General features: G+C 59.0%; 17 protein-coding genes. 15 read left to right on the forward strand and 2 right to left on the reverse strand.

Annotated elements, in window-relative coordinates; translation table 11 throughout:
* The first annotated feature begins 26 nt into the window (after nt 1–26).
* The 9 genes from glyA to Q666_RS41950 all read left to right on the forward strand — a co-directional run bounded on the left by glyA (nt 27) and on the right by Q666_RS41950 (nt 9,532).
* Nucleotides 27–1,337, forward strand: a complete 1,311-nt coding sequence (gene glyA, locus Q666_RS41910; RefSeq protein WP_031270645.1) for a serine hydroxymethyltransferase — start codon at nt 27–29, stop codon at nt 1,335–1,337.
* A gap of 28 nt (nt 1,338–1,365) precedes the next feature.
* On the forward strand, nt 1,366–1,842 hold the full coding sequence (gene nrdR / locus Q666_RS41915) for a transcriptional regulator NrdR (RefSeq protein WP_023003806.1): 477 nt from the start codon (nt 1,366–1,368) through the stop codon (nt 1,840–1,842).
* A gap of 20 nt (nt 1,843–1,862) precedes the next feature.
* The gene (gene ribD / locus Q666_RS41920; RefSeq protein ID WP_023003807.1) at nt 1,863–2,987 is read left to right on the forward strand and encodes a bifunctional diaminohydroxyphosphoribosylaminopyrimidine deaminase/5-amino-6-(5-phosphoribosylamino)uracil reductase RibD; all 1,125 of its coding nucleotides are present in this window, start codon (nt 1,863–1,865) and stop codon (nt 2,985–2,987) included.
* Nucleotide 2,988: 1 nt separating this feature from the next.
* On the forward strand, nt 2,989–3,600 hold the full coding sequence (locus Q666_RS41925; protein ID WP_023003808.1) for a riboflavin synthase: 612 nt from the start codon (nt 2,989–2,991) through the stop codon (nt 3,598–3,600).
* Nucleotides 3,601–3,757: 157 nt separating this feature from the next.
* Nucleotides 3,758–4,207, forward strand: coding sequence for a 6,7-dimethyl-8-ribityllumazine synthase (gene ribH / locus Q666_RS41930; RefSeq protein ID WP_023003809.1), 450 nt, complete (start codon nt 3,758–3,760; stop codon nt 4,205–4,207).
* Nucleotides 4,208–4,212: 5 nt separating this feature from the next.
* Entirely contained in the window at nt 4,213–4,734 is a 522-nt protein-coding gene (gene nusB / locus Q666_RS41935; protein WP_023003810.1) for a transcription antitermination factor NusB, read from the forward strand.
* 2 nt (nt 4,735–4,736) lie between these two features.
* On the forward strand, nt 4,737–5,735 hold the full coding sequence (gene thiL / locus Q666_RS41940) for a thiamine-phosphate kinase (protein WP_023003811.1): 999 nt from the start codon (nt 4,737–4,739) through the stop codon (nt 5,733–5,735).
* A 218-nt stretch (nt 5,736–5,953) separates the two neighbouring features.
* Complete coding sequence (locus Q666_RS41945) at nt 5,954–7,177, forward strand: MFS transporter (RefSeq protein WP_031270647.1); 1,224 nt, start codon at nt 5,954–5,956, stop codon at nt 7,175–7,177.
* A gap of 219 nt (nt 7,178–7,396) precedes the next feature.
* The gene (locus Q666_RS41950) at nt 7,397–9,532 is read left to right on the forward strand and encodes a sodium-translocating pyrophosphatase (protein WP_023003813.1); all 2,136 of its coding nucleotides are present in this window, start codon (nt 7,397–7,399) and stop codon (nt 9,530–9,532) included.
* 65 nt (nt 9,533–9,597) lie between these two features.
* On the opposite strand, the gene bamE is transcribed toward Q666_RS41950, so the two are convergent.
* On the reverse strand, nt 9,598–10,035 hold the full coding sequence (gene bamE, locus Q666_RS41955) for an outer membrane protein assembly factor BamE (RefSeq protein ID WP_006931570.1): 438 nt from the start codon (nt 10,033–10,035) through the stop codon (nt 9,598–9,600).
* Between the two features lie 38 nt (nt 10,036–10,073).
* On the opposite strand from bamE, the gene Q666_RS41960 reads away from it, so the two are divergent.
* The 6 genes from Q666_RS41960 (at nt 10,074) to Q666_RS41985 (ending at nt 14,654) form a co-directional block, all read left to right on the forward strand.
* A complete protein-coding gene (locus Q666_RS41960; protein ID WP_208984134.1) occupies nt 10,074–10,697 on the forward strand; it encodes a ubiquinol-cytochrome C chaperone family protein in 624 nt (207 codons plus the stop codon).
* A 55-nt stretch (nt 10,698–10,752) separates the two neighbouring features.
* Entirely contained in the window at nt 10,753–11,325 is a 573-nt protein-coding gene (locus Q666_RS41965; RefSeq protein WP_023003815.1) for a DUF177 domain-containing protein, read from the forward strand.
* Between the two features lie 214 nt (nt 11,326–11,539).
* Nucleotides 11,540–12,604 carry a phosphate acyltransferase PlsX gene (gene plsX, locus Q666_RS41970; protein ID WP_023003817.1) on the forward strand — a complete coding sequence of 355 codons (1,065 nt, stop codon included), beginning with the start codon at nt 11,540–11,542 and terminating at the stop codon, nt 12,602–12,604.
* Complete coding sequence (locus Q666_RS41975; protein ID WP_023003818.1) at nt 12,601–13,578, forward strand: beta-ketoacyl-ACP synthase III; 978 nt, start codon at nt 12,601–12,603, stop codon at nt 13,576–13,578. Before plsX ends, Q666_RS41975 begins: the two co-directional genes overlap by 4 nt.
* Nucleotides 13,579–13,719: 141 nt before the next feature.
* Nucleotides 13,720–14,034, forward strand: a complete 315-nt coding sequence (locus Q666_RS41980) for an integration host factor subunit alpha (RefSeq protein ID WP_023003819.1) — start codon at nt 13,720–13,722, stop codon at nt 14,032–14,034.
* Nucleotides 14,035–14,054: 20 nt separating this feature from the next.
* The gene (locus Q666_RS41985) at nt 14,055–14,654 is read left to right on the forward strand and encodes a MerR family transcriptional regulator (RefSeq protein ID WP_023003820.1); all 600 of its coding nucleotides are present in this window, start codon (nt 14,055–14,057) and stop codon (nt 14,652–14,654) included.
* Between the two features lie 15 nt (nt 14,655–14,669).
* On the opposite strand, the gene Q666_RS41990 is transcribed toward Q666_RS41985, so the two are convergent.
* The gene (locus Q666_RS41990) at nt 14,670–16,049 is read right to left on the reverse strand and encodes a hypothetical protein (RefSeq protein WP_023003821.1); all 1,380 of its coding nucleotides are present in this window, start codon (nt 16,047–16,049) and stop codon (nt 14,670–14,672) included.
* Nucleotides 16,050–16,139 lie beyond the last annotated feature (90 nt).

A 16,139-nucleotide genomic window follows, 5' to 3' on the forward strand; every position in this document is an offset into this window, starting at 1 on the left:
TATCAAAAGAACACAAGGATGGCGCTATGTCTTTGATGGAAAGCTCCGATCAGTCCCTGCAGTCCGGTTTCTTCACCCGCAGCCTTGCTGAAGCCGATCCGGATATCTTCGACACGATCGGCAAGGAACTCGGCCGTCAGCAGCATGAAATCGAGCTGATTGCTTCGGAAAACATCGTTTCCCGCGCAGTGCTGGAAGCACAGGGCTCGATCTTTACCAACAAATATGCCGAAGGTTATCCGGGCAAGCGCTACTATGGCGGCTGTGAATTCGCCGACATTGCCGAAACGCTGGCAATCGAGCGCGCGAAGGAACTGTTCGGCTGCCAGTTTGCCAACGTTCAGCCGAACTCCGGCAGCCAGATGAACCAGGCGGTGTTCCTGGCTCTTCTGCAGCCTGGCGACACCTTCATGGGCCTGGATCTCAACTCCGGTGGTCACCTGACCCACGGTTCCCCGGTCAACATGTCCGGCAAGTGGTTCAACGTCGTCTCCTATGGCGTGCGTGAGGACGACCATCTTCTCGACATGGATGAGGTCGAGCGCCTTGCCAACGAACACAAGCCCAAGCTGATCCTGGCCGGCGGCACCGCCTATTCCCGTATCTGGGACTGGAAGCGGTTCCGCGAAATCGCCGACAGCATTGGTGCCTATCTCATGGTCGACATGGCGCATATCGCCGGTCTGGTTGCAGGTGGTGTCCACCCGTCGCCGGTTCCGCACGCCCACGTCGTGACCACCACCACCCACAAGTCCCTGCGCGGTCCGCGCGGCGGCATGATCCTGAGCAACGACGAAGCGATCGCCAAGAAGATCAATTCGGCCGTCTTCCCGGGTCTTCAGGGTGGCCCGCTGATGCACGTGATTGCTGCCAAGGCCGTTGCCTTCAAGGAAGCACTGCAGCCGGAATTCAAGGCTTATGCCCGCGCCGTTCAGGAAAATGCCAAGGTTCTGGCTGAAGTCCTGAAGGAACAGGGTCTGGATATCGTTTCCGGTGGCACCGACAACCACCTGATGCTGGTGGATCTGCGTCCGAAGAACGCCACCGGCAAGGTGGCTGAAAAATCTCTCGGCCGCGCCAACATCACCTGCAACAAGAACGGTATCCCGTTCGACCCGGAAAAGCCGTTTGTCACGTCTGGCGTTCGTCTCGGCACCCCGGCAGCGACCACACGCGGCTTCGGTGTTGCGGAATTCCGCGAAGTCGGTCTGCTGATCACGGAAGTGTTGGACGGTTTGAAGGCCGCAAACAGTGAAGAGGGCAACGCGGCAGTTGAAGCGGCGGTCAAAGCCAAGGTAGAAGCACTGACGGCCCGGTTCCCGATCTACGGGGGCTAATCGCGGGCTCGCTCAGGAGCTTTAAGACATGAGATGTCCGTTTTGCGGGGGTGAGGAAACCCAGGTCAAGGATTCCCGCCCGACCGAGGACAATACAGCCATCCGCCGCCGCAGGATCTGCAATACCTGCGGCGGCCGGTTCACCACCTTCGAGCGCGTGCAGCTGCGCGAACTCCTGGTGCTCAAACGCTCCGGGCGCCGCGTTCCCTTCGACAGGGAAAAACTGATGCGGTCCGTGCAGATCGCGGTGCGCAAGCGTCCCGTGGATCCTGACAAGATCGAACGCATGGTCTCCGGCATCGTTCGCCAGCTTGAAAGTTCAGGCGAAACCGAAATCACCGCGGAAACCATCGGCAACCACGTCATGGAAGGCCTGAAGGGCATCGATGACGTTGCCTATGTCCGCTTTGCCTCCGTTTACAAGAACTTCCGTGAGGCGAAGGATTTCGAAGCCCTTCTGGATGAGCTGAGCGATCCGGACGGACAGCCGCTCAAAAACTCCTGACCTGCAGTATCCGGTTCTTGATGTCCGAGCTTTCCAATCTTGATGCCCGTTTCATGGCGGCCGCCGAACGCCTTGCCCGTCGTGGTCTCGGCCGTGTGTGGCCCAATCCTTCCGTGGCTGCGCTCATCGTCCGTTTCGACGCAGGGGCCGCTGTTCTCGTGGGCAGAGGCGTCACGTCCCGTCCCGGCATGGCGCATGCGGAAGTCAATGCCTTGAACCAGGCGGGGGACAGGGCAAAAGGGGCGACCTGTTACGTCACCCTGGAGCCATGTTCCCACTACGGCCGAACCCCGCCTTGCGCCAAGGCTCTGATCGAGGCGGGCGTGAAACGCGTGGTCGTCGGCATGCTGGACCCGAACCCGCGTGTCGCTGGCCGTGGTGTCGCCATGCTGCGCGATGCGGGCATCGAGGTGGAAGTGGGTGTGCGCGAAAAGGCCATGCATGCGCTTTACCGGGGGTTCACTTACAGGCAACTGAAACAGCGTCCGGTGGTGTTCCTGAAGCTAGCTGTTTCCAGGGATGGATTTATCGGCCGGGCAGGCGAAGGTCAGGTCAAGATCTCCGGTGCCCTGTCGATGCGCAAGGTCCATGGGTTTCGCGCCGAATGCGACGCCATCCTGGTCGGTTCAGGCACGGCGCTTGCCGATGACCCGCAACTGACCTGCAGACTTCCGGGCCTTGCGGATCGCTCTCCTGTGCGGGTCATAATCGACCGGTGTGCCCGGCTGCCATTGACTTCCAAACTGGTGCAAACCTGCGTCGACGTGCCTGTCTGGCTTGTGTGTGGCAATGCGGCGGATGCTGACAAGCTGGCGGACCTGGCGGCTGCTGGTGTCAATGTCATCCGGGTGCCCGCTGAAGAAACCGGCATCAAGCCCTCTGTCATCCTGAGTGCGCTGGCAACACGCGGCATAACGCGGGTGATGGTTGAAGGTGGTTCCCGTCTGGCGTCGTCATTCCTGGCGGCGGACCTGGTGGATGATCTTTGTGTCGTTACCGGGGATATCGTAATCGGCGAAGGCGGCATACCTGCTCTGCACGGTCTTGACCTTGCAGATGTTCTCAAAGACCCCAAATTCGAGCGGGTCGATGCGGGCCGTTTCGGTCCGGACAGTTTTGTTTATCTCAGACGGCTCGGAGCCTGACATGTTCACCGGAATTGTGACCGACCTCGGCGAGATCCTCGCTATCGACAAGATCCCTGCCGGAATGCGGACGCGGATCCGCACCGCCTACGATACGAATGGCTTCGACATCGGGGCTTCGATTTCCTGTTCTGGCGTCTGCCACACGGTGACAGCCAAGGACAACGGATCCAATGGCAACTGGTTCGAAGTGGAATCGGCCGCCGAAACCCTGGCTCTGACCAACGTCGCATCCTGGAAAGTGGGGCAGAAACTCAATCTGGAACGCTCGCTGACGATGGGTGCGGAGCTGGGCGGGCACCTGGTGCTTGGCCATGTCGATGGACTTGCAACGGTGACAAAGCGTGAAGACCATCCGGATTCGGTCTATTTCCAGTTCGAAGCACCAGAAGAAGCTGCCCCTTTCATCGCCAAGAAGGGTTCGGTTGCGCTCGACGGTACGTCCCTCACGGTGAACGAGGTCGACGGCTTGCTCTTCTCCGTCTTCCTGATCCCGCATACGCTCGAAGTCACGACCTGGTCCGATCGGCAGGTCGGTGACCAGATCAACCTGGAAGTGGATATGATGGCCCGCTACGCCGCCCGTCTTGCGGAATTCTCCAAGACCGGGTAGGGGACGGTCCCAACACCTTCGAAAAGAGCTAATATCATTTACCGCCTTAACCACGGGACGAACTCGTCACCGGGATATCGTGGTCCTTTACGAATGAGACTGGACAAACCGGGGCAGACGTGGTTCCTGTCGCGGCCTTACATAGGAACGAAAACCCATGAGCGCTGCACCGAAACTTCTGATCATCGAAGCCCGTTTCTACGAAGATCTGGCCGATGCTCTCGCAGAAGGCGCGATCAAGACCATTGAGGCTGCCGGCGCAAGCTATGACCGGATCGCTGTACCGGGCGTCCTGGAAATTCCGGCTGCCCTGTCCATGGCTCTGACGGCAATGGAAAACGACGGCGAGCTTTACGACGGCTTCGTTCTGCTGGGTGTCGTCATTCGCGGCGAGACCACCCATTACGATATTGTTGCCAATGAATCGAACCGGGTGATCATGGATTTGATCGTCGATGCGGATCTGGCTGTCGGAAATGGTATCCTGACCGTTGAAAACGGTGAGCAGGCATGGGCCCGCGCGAAGGTGGACGACAAGGACAAAGGCGGCGCGGCTGCCCGTGCTGCCCTCGACATGATCGCCCTGCGCGAGCGGCTTGGAGTATAAGAAGAATGACCGGAAAGGCCGACCCGGAAAAACCGGCTGGAAAAACTGTGCGCCCTGCAAACAAACGCGGCGTGGCTCGCCTTGCTGCTGTTCAGGCCCTTTATCAAATGGACGTCGGCGGTGCGCCGCTGACCAGTGTCGTCAGCGAATTCACTGCCTTTCGCCTCGGCAAGGAAATCGACGGTGCGCAGTACCGCGAAGCCGACGAACAATGGTTCAAGCAGATCCTTGCCGGCGTTGTGGAGGACCAGAAGTTTCTGGATCCCTACATTCACACCGCGTTGGCCGAAGACTGGCCCCTGAAGCGTATCGACAGCCTGCTGCGGGCTATCCTCCGCTCCGGCTCCTATGAGCTGCTGCGCCGCAAGGATGTTCCGGCCAAGGTGATCATTTCCGAGTATATCGACGTCACCAAGGCCTTCTTCGATGATGATGAGCCCGGCCTTGTCAACGGCGTGCTCGACCGTCTTGCGCATGAACTGCGCAGCGGCGAACTCGAGGAAAAGAAAACGGACGGCGCCTCCTGATCATGGGCGCTGACCGGCCAGGCGAATTCGAGCTGATCCGGCGTTTCTTTGCCCCTTTGGCAAAAGACCCGGGCAGCCTCGGTCTGACCGACGATGCCGCGGTGCTGACACCACGGGAAGGCCATGACCTCGTTCTGACCAAGGACGTGCTGGCGGCCGATATTCATTTCTTTGCTGAAGATGCACCGGAAGCGATCGCCGCCAAGGCACTGAGGGTCAACCTCTCGGACCTTGCGGCGAAGGGCGCACGTCCGCGCGGCTATCTGATGGGCCTGTCGTTGCCGTCCGACTGGACGGTCGACTGGCTTGAGCGGTTCTGCAACGGCCTGGCGGCTGACCAGGCGGCCTATGATTTCCATCTTCTGGGCGGTGACACGGTCCGTTCCGGCAATGGTCTGCAGGTGTCGATCACGGCAATAGGCGAGGTTGAAACCGGCAGCGCAGTTCGGCGGTCCGGGGCACGGCCGGGCGATCTTCTGTTTGTTACCGGAACCATTGGCGACGCCGCTGCCGGTCTTCAGGCGCGCCTCAATCCCGACTTCTGCCGCGATCATGATCTGACAGAGAGCGAAGAAGCCCATATTCTCGACCGTTACCTGCTGCCGAGGCCGCGCACGAGGCTTGCCGGGGCAGTGACCGATTATGCTTCGGCTGCCATGGACGTGTCAGATGGCCTGTTTGCCGACTGCGCGCATATGGCCAGCGCTTCGGCGTTGGACCTCACGATTGACCTGGATCAGGTGCCGCTTTCACAGGCGCTCGCCCATCTCAAGATCAAGTCACCAGAGGACTTTGCTCGTTGCCTGAACGGTGGCGACGATTACGAAATCCTGATGGCGGTGCCGGAAGACGTTTCTGGCACCTTCTGCCGGGTTGCTCACCTGGCCGGCTGTCCCGTCACGCAAATCGGTCATGCCCGGGCAGGTGAGGGCCGAATTCGGCTTGAGGAAGCCGGGCAACCTGTCGACTACGGTCGCTTTGCGGGCTTCAGTCACTTTTAGCTATTGCAAAGGACAGGTGCCGGAATTTTACCAGGCCGGATCCATCGCCCGAATGCCTGCCTCCGATGGTGTTGCGCTTTCGTGCCGCTTGGCCGCGACGTGCCGCACGTTACAGCTCTCGGCTGGTCTCCAGTTGCAAATGAAACTTCTGGTCTTTCGCGGTCGGCTGTTGGCGTGTTATGTGCCATGCAAACTTCTGCCTTCCTGAAAGTATCCAAATGACCGTGACGACCCCCGATAGCTTTGTCGACGACAGTCTGGCAAAACGAAACGCGCTGCTATTGGCTCTGGCTCAGGCAATTGGTGGGGCTTCGGCGTCGATCGTGATCGCAACGGCGCCGCTGGTCGGGTATTCGATGCTGGATACGGACAAGTCTCTGGCAACCTTGCCCGTGTCGGCGATGGTCCTGGGAACAGCTTTCGGGACCATTCCCGCCGGCATGATCATGCGCCGCTACGGCCGTAGGACCGGTTTCATGGGGGCAGCTTTGCTTGGCGCCATCGCCGGGCTGCTGGCGGCATTCGCGGTTTTCCAGGACGAGTTTTTGATGTTTGCCCTGGGGTGCTGCATCAGCGGTTTTGCAGGCGCATTCGTGCAGCAATACCGCTTTGCGGCAGCGGACACGGCAAGTGACGCCTTCAAGCCGAAGGCCATCTCATGGGTGCTTGCCGGTGGTGTTCTGGCAGGGGTGGTTGGTCCGCAAACGGTTATCGCCACCAAGGACCTGTTCTCGCCAATCCTGTTCGCCGGAACCTATCTGGCGCAGGCTGGCTTGTCCCTGATTGCCTTTTTCCTCGTGGCTTTTCTCCGAATTCCAAAGCCGCAGCGGCACAGCCATACCCAGGCGGGTGGACGTCCACTGCGCCAGATCATGTCGCAACGCCGTTTCATCGTCGCGGCAGCCTGCGGTATCTGTTCCTATGCGCTCATGAGCATGGTGATGACGGCCACGCCGCTGGCCATGATCGGCTGCGGCCTGTCGCAGAATGACGCCACGCTTGGCATTCAGTGGCATGTGCTTGCCATGTTCGGTCCGAGTTTCTTCACGGGTAATCTCATCGGACGCTTCGGCAAGGAGCGGATCGTCTCGATTGGCCTGCTGCTGCTGGCCGGATGTTCGGTGGTCGCGTTGATGGGGGTCGACCTTGCCAACTTCTGGATCGCACTGATCCTGCTCGGCCTTGGCTGGAACTTCGGCTTCATCGGAGCCACTGCCATGCTGACGGATACCTACCGGCCCGAAGAGCGGAACCTGGTGCAGGCGGTCAACGATTTCCTGGTGTTCGGCTTTGTTGCTGCCGCATCGTTCTCGTCCGGTGCGTTGCTGAATGTCTACGGCTGGAACACGGTCACCCTTCTGGTGTTTCCGTTTGTGGTGCTCTGCATCGGCTTGCTTATCTGGCTTGCAGTTGCGGAAAGAAGAGCGGATACAACCGCTTAAAGTACCTTCGAAATTCCATTTCGTCAGCGCAGCATAATTACTGCGCTGCATCAAACAATACCGTAACGGAAGTTTTGAATTAAACAATGTGAGAGCTTGACGAGGCGCGCCGCTTTGCTGCTATCGTTACCCTCCCTCACGTCGAGGAATTGATGTGAAGGGCCGTCAGGCGGCAAAAAACGACAAGAAAATCAGTCCGCCGCAGCTTTGGGAGGAAGTATGATCGAGCTTGTCGTCATCATTTGTGGCCTCTTGTCCATTGCCTATGGGGCGTGGGCCATCCAGTCCGTTATGGCAGCGGATGCAGGGAACGCGCGCATGCAGGAGATCGCCGAGGCGATCCAGGAAGGGGCTAGCGCTTATCTCAATCGTCAATATACGACTATTGCCATTGTGGGGGCCGTTGTTTTCGTGCTCGCCTGGCTATTGCTTTCCGGCACCGCGGCAATCGGATTTGCCATCGGCGCCGTCCTCTCGGGAGCTGCCGGTTACATCGGCATGATGGTTTCCGTCCGGGCCAATGTGCGCACCGCCCAGGCGGCCAGCCAAAGCCTCGGGGCAGGGCTGGAAATCGCGTTCAAGGCCGGTGCCGTCACCGGCCTTTTGGTTGCCGGGCTCGCGTTGCTTGGCGTGGCAGTGTATTTCGCCATCCTCACCGGAATGATGGGGTACGACCCGACGGACCGTACGGTGATCGACGCACTGGTCGCGCTCGGCTTCGGTGCCTCCCTCATATCGATCTTCGCCCGTCTCGGCGGCGGTATCTTCACCAAGGGGGCTGACGTCGGCGGTGATCTGGTCGGCAAGGTTGAAGCCGGAATTCCGGAGGATGATCCACGCAACCCGGCGACAATCGCCGACAACGTCGGCGACAATGTCGGCGACTGTGCGGGCATGGCGGCCGATTTGTTCGAAACCTACGCGGTGACGGTCGTCGCCACGATGGTTCTGGCCTCGATCTTCTTTACGAGCAGCCAGGCCATCGACCTGATGCACCTGCCGTTGCTGATCGGAGCTAGCTGCGTGGTGACGTCCATCATCGGCACGTTCTTCGTCAAGCTCGGCAGCAACAACTCGATCATGGGGGCGCTCTACAAGGGCTTCATTGCCACGGCAGTCCTGTCCGCGGTAGCCCTCGCGATCATCATCTTCGGCTGGATCGGTGCCGGCACCGAGTTCACGACATCGGGCGGCACGACCTTTACCGGGTTCGATCTGTTCGTCTGTGGTCTCGTAGGTCTCGTGGTGACCGGGCTGATCATCTGGGTGACCGAATATTACACCGGCACGGAGTATCGTCCGGTGCGATCCATCGCCCAGGCGTCCGTGACCGGTCATGGCACCAATGTGATCCAGGGTCTGGCCGTGTCACTGGAAGCAACGGCCCTGCCGGCGCTGATCATCATCGCGGGCATTCTGGTCACCTACGCCTTCGCGGGCCTCTTCGGGATTGCGATTGCCGTAACGACCATGCTGGCGCTCGCAGGTATGGTGGTAGCGCTCGACGCCTTTGGTCCGGTGACCGATAACGCCGGGGGGATTGCCGAAATGGCGGATCTTCCGGCGGAAGTGCGTACCACGACGGACGCCCTCGATGCGGTGGGGAACACCACCAAGGCGGTCACCAAGGGCTATGCCATCGGGTCTGCTGGGCTAGGTGCGCTGGTGCTCTTTGCCGCCTATACGGAAGACCTGAAGTTCTTCTCCAGCAATGCTGCGGAAGGGTCGATCTTCTACGGCATCGACGTCGGCACCCTGTTCACATTGTCCAATCCCTATGTGGTTGCAGGCCTTCTGTTCGGCGGTCTGTTGCCCTATCTCTTCGGCGGCATTTCAATGACCGCCGTCGGCAGGGCTGCGGGTGCGGTGGTGGAGGAAGTCCGCCGCCAGTTCAAGGAAAAGCCGGGCATCATGCAGGGCACGGAACGGCCGGATTACGGCCGTGCGGTGGACATGCTCACAAAGGCGGCGATCCGGGAGATGATCATCCCCTCGCTGCTGCCGGTGCTGTCGCCCATCGTGGTGTTCTTCCTGGTCAAGGCCGTGGCAACGCCGGCCGACGCCTTCGCGGCGCTTGGTGCGATGCTGCTGGGCGTGATCGTGACAGGGCTCTTCGTGGCCATTTCCATGACCGCCGGTGGCGGTGCCTGGGATAACGCCAAGAAGTCCTTCGAGGACGGCTTCACCGACAAGGACGGTGTGACCCACCAGAAAGGCAGCGAGGCGCACAAGGCCTCGGTGACAGGCGATACGGTTGGGGATCCCTACAAGGATACCGCCGGTCCGGCCGTGAACCCGATGATCAAGATCACCAACATCGTGGCCTTGCTGCTGTTGGCGATCCTGGCGCACTGACGCCCCGGAAAAAGAAAGCCCCGGCCGATGGCCGGGGCTTTTTGCATAGGGTTGAGACTTTTGCCTCAGAGACCAAGGCTCGGGTTGGTCGCACCGCGCAGGATCTGCGTCAGGAAGCCATAGTCGGCACCGCCCGTACGGGTCTTGCGGGTGACGATGTCGACGATCTTGCCGTCTTCAAGCGAGTAGTTGCCGAGGTCCTGGACGTAGCCGTCCTTGTCGAAGTAAACCGCAACGACGCGCTGCTCGACGATATCCGGAGCCATGAAGGCGGTCGTGGCGGTTTTCTGCGAAATGTAATAGTAGGCATCGCCGTTGAGGCTGGACGTTGTCGACGGGGTTCCCAGGACCAGCTCAACCTGTTCGCGGCTGGAGCCGACCTGAACCTGGTTCAGCATGTCGCTGGTGATCACGTGCCCGTGCGTATAGGTGGAGGTAAAACAGCCGCCGAGCGGTAAGGTGACCAGAAGCGGAAGGATCAGGGCGCTTGCCTTGAAGTTCATCTAAGAATTCCCGTTTCGCCAGACCGGTCTGGCTGCTCTTGAATTTCGTTGCTTGGCAAAGTCACTATCGTGGGATAGGGCACAAGGCAACACCTGACTTAAAAGGAGATGCCATGCTGTTTGGCCTGTTCCGCCGTCGGACCCGCGATGCCGAGCACAAGGTCTATTGTGAAATCGTGGCTCAAGCACGGCAGCCAGTCTTTTACACCGACTTTCACGTGCCCGATAGTGTCGACGGCCGTTTTGACATGATCGTGGCCCATGCAGTGCTGTATTTCCGCCGGATGCGCGGGGAGGGGAAGTCGGTCTCGGAGTTTACGCAGAACGTCTTTGACCTGTTCTTTCTGGACATGGATGCATCGCTGCGTGAAATGGGTGTCAGCGACACGCGCGTGCCCAAGAAGGTGAAAGTCATGGGCGAAGCCTTTTATGGTCGTGCCGATGCCTATATTCCGGCGATTGAATCAAAAAACGTTGAGGAGCTGGCAGAGGCGCTCGGCCGCAACATCTATCCGGATGCTCCTGAGCCGGTCGCACAGAAGCGTTTGGCGTACTATATGCTGGAAGCTGCCGAAAGCCTCGAGGGGCAGACGGTGGAAGCACTGATGAACGGGAGCATCGTCTGGTCCGACCCTGAAAAATTCAAGGCATTGCCGGTCTGAGAGCCTAGCCGGCGGTGCAAGAGGCCGCGACAAAGGTGCCAAGGTAAAAACAAAAATGACAAAAGAAACTTTCCCCTATTCGTACAAGGTCAACGCCGCCCGCGTTGTCGACAAGGACGAACGCGTCACTGTCAGTCCGGACGAAGCCGCGCTCAAGGCCATAGCAAAGACCTATGAGCTCGATGGTATTCGTGACCTGAAGGCGAATTTTCTTCTGAAACCGTATCGCAAGGCGGGACTGCGTGTCGTCGGCCCGCTGACGGCAACGCTGGAACAGACATGTGTGGTGTCGCTGGAACCTTTCGAAAGCCAGCTGAAGATCGATGTCGATCGCACCTTCGAGCCCCAGTCCAGCCGGCCGCGCAAGGTCAGCGATCTCAATGAGGACGGCGAGATTGAAATCGACCTGGAAACGCTCGACCCGCCCGATGTCATTCTGGACGGTGTTCTCGACCTTGGTGCCGTGATCTGCGAGGAACTTGCACTTACGCTCGACCCGTTCCCCCGCAAGCCGGGAGTGGAGTTCGAGGGTGGAGATGGCGACGACGACAGCGTCGATGAAGAGCCCGAGGCCAAACCGTCCCCCTTCGCCGCCTTGAAGGCACTCAAGGAACAGCCGGATAACTGATATCCATTGTATTCACAGGTGCCGGAACGATTTGGACTGGGTCTTCATGCAGGTTTTCAACGTCAGAACTCTCCGCGATCAGGAAAACGGTTGTCAGTCTTGCCAAAACCGTTATGTTCGCGCCCGTTCTAGGCCCTTGCCGGACCTGCAGGACTTTGTCTGGAAGCACCACTGGGTGCTGTTCTTGGTAGCGAAACGTCAAAAGACCTTCTAGATGGCGAAAACTATTCCGATTTCTCTGGATGCCATGGGCGGCGATCATGGGGCTGACGTCGTCATTCCCGGGGCGGAAATTGCGCTTGTCCGCCATCCTGACATCCGTTTCCTGCTGTTCGGCAATGAAAAGGTCGTGCTGCCGCTCCTGGAAAAGTATCCAAGGGTTCGCGATGCTTCGACGTTCCATCATTGCGATGTCTCCATTGCGATGGACACCAAGCCCAGTCAGGCACTGCGTCAGGGCCGCTGGCGCTCGTCCATGTGGCGGTCCATCGAGGCGGTAAAGACAGGCGATGCATCCGTTGCGGTCTCTGCCGGCAACACGGGCGCGCTCATGGCCATGTCCAAGTTCTGCCTGCGGACAATGGCCAATATCGAACGTCCGGCGATCGCGGCCATCTGGCCGACCATGCGCGGCGAGTCCGTGGTGCTTGATGTCGGTGCAACGATTGGCGCCGACGCTCAGCAGCTTATCGATTTCGCCATTCTCGGTGGCGCCATGGCGCGGGCCCTGTTCGGTGTCCAGAAGCCGAGCGTCGGCCTGCTGAACATCGGCGTGGAAGAGGTCAAGGGACTGGAAGAGGTTCGCACCGCCGGCCGGCTTCTGCGCGAAACGCCGCTGCGCTCGCTGCATTACGCCGGTTTCGTCGAGGGTGACGACCTTGGAAAAGGCACTGTCGATGTCGTCGTGACCGAAGGCTTTGCCGGTAACATCGCGCTCAAAACCGCGGAAGGCACGGCCAAGCAGATCGGCAGTTACTTGCGTTCGGCCATGAATCGGACCTTTATGTCCAAAATCGGCTATCTCTTCGCCAAAGGCGCCTTTGATCTTCTGCGCGAGAAAATGGATCCGCGCAAGGTCAACGGCGGCGTGTTCCTGGGACTGAATGGCATTGTGATCAAAAGTCACGGCGGGACGGATGCTGAAGGCTATGCCTCGGCGATCGACCTTGCCTACGACATGGTCAAAAACGAACTGACACACAAGATCGCCCAGGATCTTGTGCATTATCATCGTGGCCGCTTCGCAGAAGCCGCGCCGACATCGGAAGGTGATTTGTGAGCGTAATCCGTTCGACCGTAACCGGCTGCGGAAGTTTCCTGCCGGAAAAAATCCTGACCAACGACGATCTCTCCAAGATGGTCGACACGTCTGATGAATGGATCGTACAGCGCACCGGCATCCAGCAGCGCCATGTTGCAGCCGAAGGCCAGATGACCTCGGACCTTGCTCTGGAAGCTGCCAAGCGCGCGCTGGAAAGCGCCGGCCGGGATGCTCAGGAGATCGACACCATCATTCTGGCGACCGCCACACCAGACAACACCTTTCCGGCAACGGCTGTCACCGTCCAGGCCAACCTGGGCATCTATCACGGTGCCGCATTCGATGTGCACGCCGTTTGCTCGGGCTTTGTATATGCCCTGACGACGGCCGATGCCTATATTCGGGCAGGCTTGGCGAAGCGCTGCCTGGTTATCGGTGCAGAGACGTTCTCACGCATTCTGGACTGGACCGACCGGACGACCTGCGTTCTCTTCGGCGACGGCGCTGGCGCTGTCGTGGTGGAAGCTTCGGAAGGCGAAGGCACGACCGCCGACCGGGGTGTTCTCACATCGCACCTTCGCTCCGACGGCCGACACAAGGAAAAGCTCTTCGTCGACGGTGGACCGTCCTCGACCGGTACCGTTGGGCATCTCCGGATGGAAGGCCGTGAAGTTTACAAGCATGCGGTCGGCATGATCACCGACGTGATTGAAGATGCCTACAAGGCAACGGGCACCACATCGGAAGATCTCGACTGGTTCATTCCGCATCAGGCCAACAAGCGCATTATCGATGCCAGCGCCAAGAAACTCGGTATCGCTCCCGAGAAGGTCGTGACCACGGTCCAGCATCACGGCAACACCTCTGCCGCGTCCATTCCGCTTGCGCTGGATACGGCCGTCAGGGACGGACGTGTCAAAAAGAACGATCTCGTGATGCTGGAAGCAATGGGGGGCGGATTCACCTGGGGCTCCGTTCTGCTGCGCTGGTAAGTCCTGTCTAACTTCCTACGACAAATCTGATTTCCACCAAGAGTTCCGGTTGACCGGCTCGCCGCAAGGCCGTACCGTATGGCCTTGCATCGGAGTTCTTGTGCAAAATCAGCCAGATGATGGCGTCGTTGAGGAGGGGTTATGGGCAATCGGACTATTACCCGCGCTGATCTGTGTGAGGCCGTTTATCAGAAAGTTGGTCTGTCCCGGACCGAGTCTTCTGAATTGGTCGAACGCGTACTTTCTGAAATTTCCGACTGTCTTGTGACCGGAGAATCAGTAAAATTATCAAGCTTCGGGTCTTTCGTGGTCCGCTCCAAGGGGGAGCGCATCGGCCGCAATCCGAAGACCGGCGAGGAAGTACCTATTTCACCGCGCCGGGTGATGGTGTTCAAACCGTCTAACGTATTGAAACAGCGGATCAATGATGCGCTGACAGGACAGGCCAGCAAATAGCCAGAAAATTATAAGACCGGATGAGCTCGCAGGAAAAAAGCCCCGACGCCTTTCGTACTATCAGCGAAGTCGCAGAAGATCTTGACCTGCCGCAGCACGTGCTGCGGTTCTGGGAAACACGCTTCTCGCAGATCAAGCCGCTGAAGCGTGGGGGAGGTCGCCGGTACTACCGGCCGGACGATGTCGAGCTTCTGAAGGGCATCCGTCATCTGCTCTACGGTGAAGGCTACACGATCAAGGGTGTACAGCGGATCCTGAAAGAGCAGGGGCCACGCTTCGTCATGCAGATCCGGCATGAAGACATGTCGGCCCTGCAGGCCGTTGCCACTGCAGAACCTGCACAGGCGGAGCCTGCGCCTGCCCCTGCGATGATTTCCCAAAATGGCCAGCATGAAATCCATAACGGCCCGTTGCCAAGCGGCGTTCTGGCGGACAATGCACCGGAACCGGCACCAGCCCAGGGTCATGGGCATTTCAGTATTCTTGGTCGCCTGCGCGGTGAGAAACCGGCTCAGGGCACAGGGTCCCATTCGTCCGTGACGAAGGAGGATATCCGCCGCCTGCAGGCAACCCTCTTTGAGTTGCTGGAATGCAAGCGAACGCTGGATCAGGCGCGCTGACCTTCATACCTCGCCTTACTGGTCTGCCTTGCGTTTGAAAAGTTTCGCCAGGAAGCCAGGTTTTTTGCCGGCCTTTTCCGAAGTTTCGTTCGAAACCTGAGCCTGCTTGACGAAGTCTCGCAATTCGGCAACCGACATCCTTTTTGATGACGGGGAAGTCTTTCCGGCAATGCGGGTGTCATCCAGCCGTCGGGCTGCGGTGGCGATCGTCTGATGAACTTGCGATGCGGTTGACGGTGAAACGGGTGTAGCAGTTTCAGGGTAAGCTGGTATAGCTGGCTGGTCTGGCCGGTCCAGTGCCGACATCTCCTGTTCGAATGCCTCCTCGCTCCGATCGTCTGGAAGCTCTTGAGAGGAAGGCTCTTCTTTCAGCTCCTTTAGACGTTCCAGGATGGCTGCGTCCACTGGGTCGTGCGGATCCAGTTCTGCGTCCTCGTTCCCGTCCATATAGCTCCCGGTTTTATTCAGGTCTTCATCGTAGCGAACGTATTTTGTCGGCACATCTTCACGGAGTATACCGAATTTGGGATTGTGGACGACCTTGAGTTCAATCGTACCCAACCCGTCATCGTCTTCCTCATGGTAGATCACCTGGATCTTTTCGTTTTCCTCACGGCCAAAAACGTCTCCATCATCGATCAGGTGACTACTCTTGTTCGTGAACTTTGAAAACGCGACGAGGATCTCGGCAAGGTACTCTGGCGGCAACCTGCAAGGCAGAACCTCCACCCTGTACCCGGTTAGCCACTGGGAGCCGATCCCCATCATGCCGATCAATTGCTCGCCGGTTTCGGGATCCTGTTGTCCGTAAGGATTGGGCAAGAGGTACAGGTCGTCGTGGTTTGAGGCGCGAGCCAGCGCCGAGAAGGCATCCGGCTTCAGCAGGAAGCTGCTTGGAGCCCAAAAGACGGCGTCCGGCCGGGATCTTTCCACGATGATCGCCGTGATCAACCTTGCGATCTCCATGGCTTGCAAGGTTTCCTCAGCCTCGCAGAAAGCCAGACTTTCCACTCCGGAAAGTGTCTTCAGGTTCTCTGGCAGCGAATCCGTGGGGATGAGGCTTTTTCTGACCGAAATCTGCGTGCAGGCCGCAATCTCGTTCAAAAGGTCGGCCGCTTCCGGAAAAGCGGTCCGGGCATAGATCGTTTCAAGCGCAGCATCTATCAGCGGCGTGTGTTCGAAGAGGCCTGTCTGTGTGACAAGAACATGGAACTTGCCGCACAGAAAACGCTTGTTGACGTCGTCTGACGTGTTCAACAGCTGGCAGGCGCTGCGCGGAACGCCCACCTTTTCCGCGACAGCTACAATGACAGCCATGATCGCGTCTCCGTCAAGCGGCTGATAGCGCTTGTAGAGGATCTGGGAATCGACGCTTGGAAGCGGATGCGTTTTCAACGGTAAGACCACACCTGATTTGCGGAATGATGCGGGAGGTTAGGCAACTTTGGTGAAAAAGGCCTTATCGCCTCTCACTTTGGTTGCCAA

The organism is Labrenzia sp. C1B70, from assembly GCF_000475395.1.
Taxonomy (GTDB): Bacteria; Pseudomonadota; Alphaproteobacteria; order Rhizobiales; family Stappiaceae; genus Roseibium; species Roseibium algicola.

Excerpts from the sequence above, each read along its gene's own strand:
- glyA (WP_031270645.1), top strand. The coding sequence starts at position 27 with ATGTCTTTGATGGAAAGCTCCGATCAGTCCCTGCAGTCCGGTTTCTTC.
- nrdR (WP_023003806.1), top strand. The coding sequence starts at position 1,366 with ATGAGATGTCCGTTTTGCGGGGGTGAGGAAACCCAGGTCAAGGATTCC.
- ribD (WP_023003807.1), top strand. The coding sequence starts at position 1,863 with ATGTCCGAGCTTTCCAATCTTGATGCCCGTTTCATGGCGGCCGCCGAA.
- Q666_RS41925 (WP_023003808.1), top strand. The coding sequence starts at position 2,989 with ATGTTCACCGGAATTGTGACCGACCTCGGCGAGATCCTCGCTATCGAC.
- ribH (WP_023003809.1), top strand. The coding sequence starts at position 3,758 with ATGAGCGCTGCACCGAAACTTCTGATCATCGAAGCCCGTTTCTACGAA.
- nusB (WP_023003810.1), top strand. The coding sequence starts at position 4,213 with ATGACCGGAAAGGCCGACCCGGAAAAACCGGCTGGAAAAACTGTGCGC.
- thiL (WP_023003811.1), top strand. The coding sequence starts at position 4,737 with ATGGGCGCTGACCGGCCAGGCGAATTCGAGCTGATCCGGCGTTTCTTT.
- Q666_RS41945 (WP_031270647.1), top strand. The coding sequence starts at position 5,954 with ATGACCGTGACGACCCCCGATAGCTTTGTCGACGACAGTCTGGCAAAA.
- Q666_RS41950 (WP_023003813.1), top strand. The coding sequence starts at position 7,397 with ATGATCGAGCTTGTCGTCATCATTTGTGGCCTCTTGTCCATTGCCTAT.
- bamE (WP_006931570.1), bottom strand. The coding sequence starts at position 10,035 with ATGAACTTCAAGGCAAGCGCCCTGATCCTTCCGCTTCTGGTCACCTTA.
- Q666_RS41965 (WP_023003815.1), top strand. The coding sequence starts at position 10,753 with ATGACAAAAGAAACTTTCCCCTATTCGTACAAGGTCAACGCCGCCCGC.
- plsX (WP_023003817.1), top strand. The coding sequence starts at position 11,540 with ATGGCGAAAACTATTCCGATTTCTCTGGATGCCATGGGCGGCGATCAT.
- Q666_RS41980 (WP_023003819.1), top strand. The coding sequence starts at position 13,720 with ATGGGCAATCGGACTATTACCCGCGCTGATCTGTGTGAGGCCGTTTAT.
- Q666_RS41985 (WP_023003820.1), top strand. The coding sequence starts at position 14,055 with ATGAGCTCGCAGGAAAAAAGCCCCGACGCCTTTCGTACTATCAGCGAA.